This is a genomic window from Streptococcus intestinihominis, assembly GCF_046824975.1.
GTDB lineage: Bacteria > Bacillota > Bacilli > Lactobacillales > Streptococcaceae > Streptococcus.
Map to the genome: position 1 here is coordinate 331,434 of NZ_JBKQBL010000002.1, position 8,671 is coordinate 340,104.

General features: G+C 46.2%; 4 protein-coding genes. All 4 read right to left on the minus strand.

All coding sequences use genetic code 11. The features are described 5' to 3' along the window. Positions 1 to 3,396: helicase-exonuclease AddAB subunit AddA (gene addA, locus ACLOR3_RS05045; protein ID WP_412037043.1), on the minus strand; the 3,396-nt coding region annotated here is incomplete at its 3' end. Next, positions 3,393 to 6,671, minus strand: coding sequence for an ATP-dependent nuclease subunit B (rexB, locus tag ACLOR3_RS05050; RefSeq protein ID WP_411400229.1), 3,279 nt, complete (start codon positions 6,669 to 6,671; stop codon positions 3,393 to 3,395). The genes rexB and addA, both read right to left, overlap by 4 nt. A 291-nt stretch (positions 6,672 to 6,962) precedes the next feature. Then, positions 6,963 to 7,727, minus strand: coding sequence for a CPBP family intramembrane glutamic endopeptidase (locus ACLOR3_RS05055; protein ID WP_411400415.1), 765 nt, complete (start codon positions 7,725 to 7,727; stop codon positions 6,963 to 6,965). A gap of 316 nt (positions 7,728 to 8,043) precedes the next feature. Further along, positions 8,044 to 8,671: ATP-binding cassette domain-containing protein (locus tag ACLOR3_RS05060; RefSeq protein ID WP_412037044.1), on the minus strand; the 628-nt coding region annotated here is incomplete at its 5' end.

Consider the following 8,671-nt stretch of genomic DNA (forward strand, 5'->3'; position numbering starts at 1 on the left):
TGCTTCACGATAGACCTTGTCTGACTCTTTGAGCAAGAGTTGGCCCAAGTCGGTCTGGAAGAAGGCCAAGACTTTCTTGAGGTCGATTCGCTTCTTGACAGCCGGACTGGCATTGACCTCTTGGAGGACCATTGCTAGGCTCTCCATGGTTGGATTTGTTGTCAATGGAATCCGTTGCATCAGTTCGTGCAGGGCACTACCGACTGCCGCCCCTGTCACAGCTTCTTCCTTTCCAAAGGTTGGAAACTCAAAGCTTGGTAAGGCAAGATCCCCTTTTTCCATGAGGTCCACTCCGTCGATATCTTGGATAGGTTCATAGAATTTCTTAATTTGGCTCGGAGTACGCACACTCGGAAGTTGGATGGCTGCTTGGTACTGGGTGTTGAGCCGGTCCACTGATTCTAAGACATCTAAGGCTCGGCGGATCTCTTCTGATTGCCGGTTGTCCTTGAGGTCATCGACTGGGAGAGAAGACTTCAACTCCAAGTGACCGATTTGCTCCGGCGTCAAGTCTTGGTCGGTCACAAAGCGGGTCTGATAGGCCAAGTGTTGCTGGGCAAAGACTGCCTGGATGGCATAGAGCCAGTCTTGGAAACAATTGATCTCCTTACGAAGGGCTGGACTTAAGCGTCCATTGACACTGGATCCCCATTTTTTCTCTTCTAACTTATCCTGCCGGCCCTTGCCCACCAGATAGAGCTTGCGCTCTGCCCGGGTCATAGCGACATAGAGGAGGCGCATCTGCTCCGACAAGGCTGCTAGACGAATTTCCTCGACATTCCGCTGGTAAGGCAGGGTCTCAATGACCAAGCGTACCGACTCGGGAAGTCCCTCTTGATTAGACTCGACGGGGAGATTCGCAACATACTTGATCCCGACCCCATTTTTCCGACTGATGACAGCATTGGTCGATAGTTCCTTGCCGACAAACTTTTTGTCAGTATTGAGGATAAAGACATAAGGAAACTCAAGTCCCTTGCTCTTATGGATGGTCATGAGTTGGACAGCATCCTTAGAAACTGCCTGAGCGACATTGGCCAAGTCGTGTTGGTTTTCCAAAATCTTATCAATCATGGAGATGAAACGTGGCAAACCTTTGAAACTAGAGCTTTCAAAGTCATTTGCCCGAAGGGTCAAGGCATAGAGATTGGCCTGTCGTTGAGCTCCATTTGGCAGGGCACCCACATAATCATAATAGTGGCGATCTTGGTAAATCTTCCAGAGCAGGTCATAGAGAGAATGAGTCTGAGCATAGTCACGCCAGGCATCTAGTGTCTCCATAAAGCGGGTGAGCTTCTCTCTCAAGCTAGAATCGATCAAATGAGGAGCACTCCCTGTCTGGTCTAGGGCGTGTTGCAGTTTCTCATAGAGATTCTCTGCCTTCTTTCCTTCAACTCCCTGTAAGGCTACGCGAGCCAACTGGTCCTCGTCAAACTCAAACATGGCTGATTTCAGGAGGGCCACCAAGGGATAGTCCTGCAAGGGATTGTTAATGGTCCGGAGGGTGTCCAAAAGGACCATGACTTCAACGGACTGGAGGTAGTTTTCCTCTCCTCCATCTGCAACGATAGGAATCTGATAGGCTTCAAAGGCTGAAAGCACCTTGTCGTTGCGAGTCCGAGACGCCGTTAAAAGCGTAATATCCTTGAAAGGTACCCCTTCTTCATTGTGGAGGCGGATAATCTCCTTGATGACCAAAAGGACTTCACCTGAGGATAGGCTATCGCCTTCTTGCTCATCTTCTTCAGCTCCTTCAGCCGCATCCTGACTGCCATCGTAGAGCAGGAACTCTGTCTCATAGGCGGGCGTCGTCTCTTTCTTCTCCGGATTTCCCGCAATCAAGCGATGGCTCTGGTCATAGAGAATCTCTCCAACTTCCTCATCCATGAGGCGTTCAAAGACATGGTTGGTCGCCTCTAAGACTTCTACATGGCTACGGAAATTCTCCTTGAGCAGGATCAACTTGCCATCAGCCCCTTCTTCTTGGTAGGCCTTAAACTTGTCGTTAAAAATCTGAGGATCTGCCTGACGGAAGCGGTAAATGGACTGCTTGATATCTCCCACCATAAAGCGGTTGTGGCCATTGGACAAGAGTTCCAACATCCGCTCTTGGGTGTGGTTGGTATCCTGGTACTCATCAACCATGACCTCGTGGTAGCGCTCCTGATACAGACTGCGGATATGAGGGAATTCTTCAAGAATCTGGATGGCAAAATGGCTGATGTCGCCAAATTCAAAAGAATTTTCCTGCTTCTTGCGCTCTAAATAAGCAGTGGAGAAAGCTTGGACAAAGTCCCTGAGCAAGACTAGTAAAGGCAAGGGTTCGTCCTTAAAGCGAATCTGATAGGTTAGTTGATAGTGCTGGGAAGCTGCCGCCCGCAAGGCTTCGATACGTTCTTTGCGTTCGTCATTGAAGGCCGTAGCTAGCTCTTTCAGGTCCTCTTTTCGTGTCGTGATGGTTAGGCTTCGTCCTCCGCTGGCACGGGAGATCAAGACCACCCGCTCTAAGACCTCAAAGATGGCTTCCTGGCTGGACTGCTTATTGAGACTAGCGATTAAGTCTTGAATAGCGGTGACATTCTCTTTGTACTTAGCCCCTGAAAAGGCATGACCTTCATTTGCCAGGTGGAAGGTAAAGAAAGATTCCAGTTCAAAGAGTTGCTCTTTTACCTCTTGGGCCAACTGGTCCAAGGCTTCATCATAGTCCAGGTCCTGATAGCCTTTGAGGAAGGACTCCTCCAACCAGGCTTGGGGATCCGCAGTGGATTGGAGGAAGTCTACCAGTGCATAAACCTGGTCCTTAAAACCAGCTAGCGACTTGCCCTTTCCTGTAAAGTTCTTGACCAGACGACTAAAGAGGCGGTCAGGCCCTTGCTCCTCATAAAAGCGCTCAAAGACTTGTTCAAAACAGTCATTCTTGAGCAAGTACTGCTCGCTCGCACTTTGGAGGATGCGAAAGGTCGGGGAGAGGCCTAATAAATAGCCATATTTAGAGACCAGGCGCTGCGTGAAGGCATCCATGGTTCCGATATCACTAGTTGGTAATTCTGCAATTTGTTGGGCCAAGTGGTGCTTGAGCTCCTCATCCTGGCTTGCCTTAAGGCTCTTCTCCAACTCTTTTTCTAACCGTTCCTTGAGCTCAGTCGCTGCTTTGACGGTAAAGGTCGAGATGAACAATTGCTGGATGGAAATCCCCCGGTGCAATTGATCCAGGATTCGTTGGACCATGACGAAGGTCTTCCCAGAACCAGCCGAAGCTGAGACTAAGATATTGGTTCCTGACGAATAGATGGCTTCTATCTGCTCAGGAGTCCGCTTTTGTTCCTTGTCAGACTGGGCCTCCTGGATTTGGAGGTCTTGAATCTGCTTGGGACTTAAAAATTCAATTGGTTTCATTGATTCAATTCCTCCTTCATTTTTTCTAGCCAGGCCTGGCGGAGCTTGTCACCGACTGGGCGTTTCTCGTACTGTCTTGGATCCAATTTCTCCAAGAAGCGGGCTTGTCCCAGGTGGAGATTGGCTTCAAATCCCGTAATCGACTTGTATTGTTCTACATAGGGAGCAATGCTTCGTCCATTTTCAGTATAAGGGTTGATCGCAAAGTTACCAGACAAAATTCCCTCGGCTGCCTCTTGATAGAGATGGGCATTGTAGAGCAAGAGCAGGTCTAGCTCCTCTTGACTCAGGAGCATAGCCTTGTTTTTCTCATAATGCTCGCCAAGTTGGCTAGCCTGATCTGCCAAGAAAAGGCCCTTGTATTGCTGGGTTTTTAGAACGGCTTGGACAGCATCATCGACCGCCTTGGTATCCTTGAGAGGCACCAAAGGATCCGTCATCTGCAAGTACATGGCTCCAAAAATCCCCTTGTCAGGATCAAAGTCCTGAAAGTCTTTGATAGCGGACAGATAGGTTGGCAATTGGGAGTTGAGACCGTTAAAGAACTTCTCAAAATTAAACTTGGTCTCACTGGACTTGTAGTCCACCACTCCCAAAGCTCCTGTATCAGACAGCCGGTCAATCCGATCGACCTTGCCCTTGACCAAGAGCGGACGACCATCTTCTAGGGTTAAGAAGGGACGATCTGCCTGGCCGAAGAGAGCTTCTTCTCCAATGGTTTCAATGCGATCATTGTGAGCGAGGACACGTCCCGTTGCCCGAGCGGTATCCAGAAGCAATTCTTTTGAAAAAGCAGCCATGGCATTCTCCTGATAAAGGAGGGCAAACTCTGTCTCCTGGCTGGTTTCGCGAATGGCCTTGTTCAAGCGCTCATCAAAATCTCCTTCTGAAGGATCTTTTAGCACCCGTTCAAAAATTCGGTGCAAGAAATTCCCATGGCTTCTCGCATCTGGTCGCAAGTGCCACTCCTCTTGCAAGCCCAAGACATAGTGGAGATAATAGCTGTATTGGTTTTGGTAGTAGGTGTTGAGAGCTGAAGCAGATAAAGACAGAGCCTGACCTTTAGGATAAAGGGCTTCAAGGGTCTCATCTTCTAGGACCTTGGTCGTCAAGTTTTGGCTAATTTGTGGGATGTGCAAGTCTTCTGACGCTAATTTCTTCCGAAGGACACGAATGGCAACCGCCCAGAAGGTCGCTTCTTCCTTGCTCAACTCCTGGTCAATTTCTCCCTGGTGCAATTCAATCAATCGAGCTAAGAGAGCCTGGTAAGAACCCATGTCTTGACTAGAGGCTGTTGCCTTCTTCGAAATGACAGATAAATTGAGGGGGGCCTTGGTCAGCTCGAGCAAGTAAGGGGACATCTTGTCATCCACCTCGTTGACTAAAATAGGACTGGACAAGACCAACTGTTTGGTGGCTGCATTGAAGAGGGACAGGGCGACAAAGCGATTTTTTCGTAAGTTATCCTGACTGGCAATTTGAAGATTGGCCTGATCGTCTGAAGCTTGGTTCAAGACCTGGCGCTCCTCATCCGTCAGCAAGGATTGGTCTTTGGCAATCTTAGGGAAGCGCTCCTGGGTCAAGCCGATGCCATAGACATAAGGCGCTGATAAGGGCTCAATCAAATCATAAGACTGAACTGTCACCACATCGACAGTCGCAGGGACCGTCCGATAGCTTGCCAACAACATTCCTGATAAGAGAATGCTAAGGAAATCATCCAAGGTCACCTTCATCTGCTCAAAAACTTGGGCAAATTGCTCTAGTACATGGCTAAACGACTTCCAGACCTGGTCATAGCGTTCCATCTCCTGCTCCGAACCACGACTGGCCAAGTTTTGCATATTTTGAGCCAACTGGGCATCTTGGCAAAACTGGGCAAACTTCTTCAGAAGTCCCTGGCTAGTCTGACTCTTGGTCTTATAAAATTCCTGCAAGGGACTGATGACTTGCTGGCGAATCTGATTGAGACGCTCTAGGTCAAATTTGTCCTGGTGGTTGGCCGTAAAATCACGAGAAAAGGCAGCCAGACCCTTGATCTCCGCAAAGCGAACATATTGTTCAAAATGGTCGATATCCTCTCGTGTCAGCGTCCCATAGAGCCCAGTCTTCAAGAGATTGACCACATCCTCGGTCAAAAAACGATAGCGACGAAGACGGTCCAAGGATTCCACCCATTGGACCAGGGGATGCTGGGCCATAGATTCACTCTTTCCGAGATAGAAAGGAATCTGGTACTGGTCAAAGATGGTCTTGAGCTGGAGCTGATAAGCATCCACATCTCCCAAGAGGACCCGAATGTCTTTGTAACGAGCCCCCTCATACAGACGCTGGCGAATGGAGCGGGCTACCGCCTCTAATTCTTCCTTTTGATGGTTACAGGTCCAAATCTCTACTGCTTCTCGATCTTGATCAGACAGCTCACCCTCTACCTCTGTAAAGTCATAACGAGCTTCCAAGATTCGCGTCATACGACTAAAGGCATCCTCTTTTCCTTGACCGACATAGCTTGGCGTGACCTGGTAGGTCCTAGCCAAGTCTAGCAAGAAATCGACACTGGCCTGGTAGAGATTGCCCTCACGAAAGATCGAGCGATAGGCCTTCTCACTGGCATAGGCCCCGATAATGATCTCGACACCCTTGTCATGTAACAAATGAACCAGGTAGTCCTCCTCAGCTGAGAAACGGGTAAAGCCATCAATCACTAAGGCCAAATCCTTTAACTCCTCATCCAAATCTCCCTTGATAAGGTGAGAGGCAAAACTAGCCAACTTAGACTCAGACTCAAAGGCGCCTGCAACTAACTGGTCTTGGACAGCCTTCAAGATATGGACCAGATCTTCTCTCTTTTCCTGATCTGGCAAGGCATCCAAGTCTGACGGAGTCATCTGGGCAGACTGCAACTCATGAAAGAGCTGGATCAATTGTTGGATAAACTGGGGATCCTTCTTGAGACGGGCATAGACCTTAAGTTCTTCATCGGGCATCTGAGAAAGCACCTTAAAAAAGAGCATGCCGAGACCTATATCATCGAGCGACTCCTGCTGGTGGCTTTCATTGAGGGTAAAATAGCGTGCCATCTGAGCAAAGCGCGTAATGGTAATGGCAAAAGAAGCCTTCTGGTCCAGGAGTTGCAAGACTTTACGCTCCTTCTCAAAAGATAGAGAGTTGGGCGCGATATAAAAGACCCTCTTCCCTTCTTCAACCAAGCGATTGGCCTCATCCACCAAGACCTGGGTTAAAGGGGTTCGAATATCTGTATAGACTAATTTCATAATGTAATGATTCCTGTAAAATGATAGTTCTATTATACCATCTTTGCGCCTTTTCTACAGGGATTTTCCCATCATTCAGGAGATTCAGAGCAGATAAAAAAGAGGCTGGGACAAAAGTACTAGCCTCTCAATTGTCTTTGGATTATCGAGCAAGACGCAGTGGTTGAGTGGGCTCTACTACGCTGGTTTCATCAGCTTTTACAGCCCTACTCAACTGTGCGGAGGTGGGACGACTAAATCGAATTCTAACGAATTACCGATTTCTGTCCCACTCTCTTTTCAACTATTTTTTTAACTTCCCCAGTTGATTAAAAGATAGAGGATGCTAGAGCCAAACATATCGGCCAAAGCATGCATGAGGAAGAATGGCAAGAGGTTTTTGATCACCTTCTTGTAGAGGACATAGTAAAAGAGTCCATAGATCACTCCGATGACCACTGCCCAAAGCAACCCTTGGTAGGTATGGAAGGAAATCCGAATCAAGGTCGAATAAGCCAGTGCCCACCACTTGTACTTCTGATTAACAGAGGTCATGACTCCTAAGAAGAAGAACTCTTCGTAGAAACCATTGAGCAAGGCATAAGCAATCGCCATGGGACTAAGCGCTAAGAACTTGTGAATAATCTGCATGGGATCGATAAATGGGAGGAGATTGATATTGAAGTAATCATACTCTCCACTCACCGTTGTCACGATATCCCCAAACAGACCGACGATGGCAAAGATCAAGGGTACCCAAAAGAGGACGGACCATTTAAAGCGAATCGGAAGCTGTTTAAAATCGAAATTCCGTAGAAGCAAGTAGGCCAAGGCGAGAGTTAATAAGATGATCTGCAGGGTTAAGTTGCTCGAGTATGCTGCCCCATCCCTAGCTGTATTGGTAGCCGTTTCAGTAGCTGCGGTGACGGTTTGGACGACTGGCTGAAGACTGGTAAGGAAGAGTTCTGTAGACCAGACAATAAACTGCCCAAACATGATCGCAGTCACAATAGCGATATCAAACCACTTAAGCTCTTTTAAAGGCTTTTCAGGTCGTATCAACTTTAAAATTTTCATCATTCATCCTTCTATTCCCATAATGGAAGTGTTTTTGATAGTTCTACTATAAAAGAAATAGCTTAAAATAAATTTAATTTTTAGCTAGTAATAATTTTTTTATAAAAAACCTTCTGTTATTTCAACATGAAGATAAATCTTCTTAATAACTTTCCTTGTGTGAGTACGGACATCAGTGAACTTCTTCGAAGTTACATGAATTAGTTTTGAACCTATTTATATTTTCTCACTTCTTTCAAAAAATTAAGTGGGATACAATTTTCTATGTAGAGCTCATCCGATTTAGTAATATTGGTATTTGAAATATATATTATCATTACACACTCAACTCAAACAACCTATAAAACTCACCTCTCCTATCCATCAAATCACTGAAAGAACCATCTTCAACAATAACGCCATCTTTCATAAAGAGAATTCTATCGTATCTTTTCAAAATGTTCTCATTCAACTTGTGGGTTACTACAAGTGCAGTCAAATTTTGAATATCCAAGATTGAACTTTCAATTTCAGTAGTTACTTGATTATCCAAAGATGAGGTAGCCTCATCCAATAATAAAATTGGTGTTTTTCGAATTAAGGCACGTGCAATACTAAGTCTTTGTTTTTGTCCACCAGATAGATTTGAGCCATTCTCACCGCATAAAGCTTGTAGACCAGATTCATTTTTCAAAACATAACTTTCTAAACCAGACTGTTGTACAGCTTGCCTTATGTCCTCTTCATTGAAGGATTTATTAAGGGTGATATTTGCACTTAAAGTATCATCAAAGATATAAACATCTTGCTGAACAACAGTCATTAAGTTATAAAGGCTCTCTGATGAAATAGCTTGTATATCTTGATTATCAATTGAGATATGACCACTTGTTACATCATAAAAACGTAGCAATAGATTGAGCAAAGTTGATTTTCCACTCCCTGACATTCCTACAATTGCAATT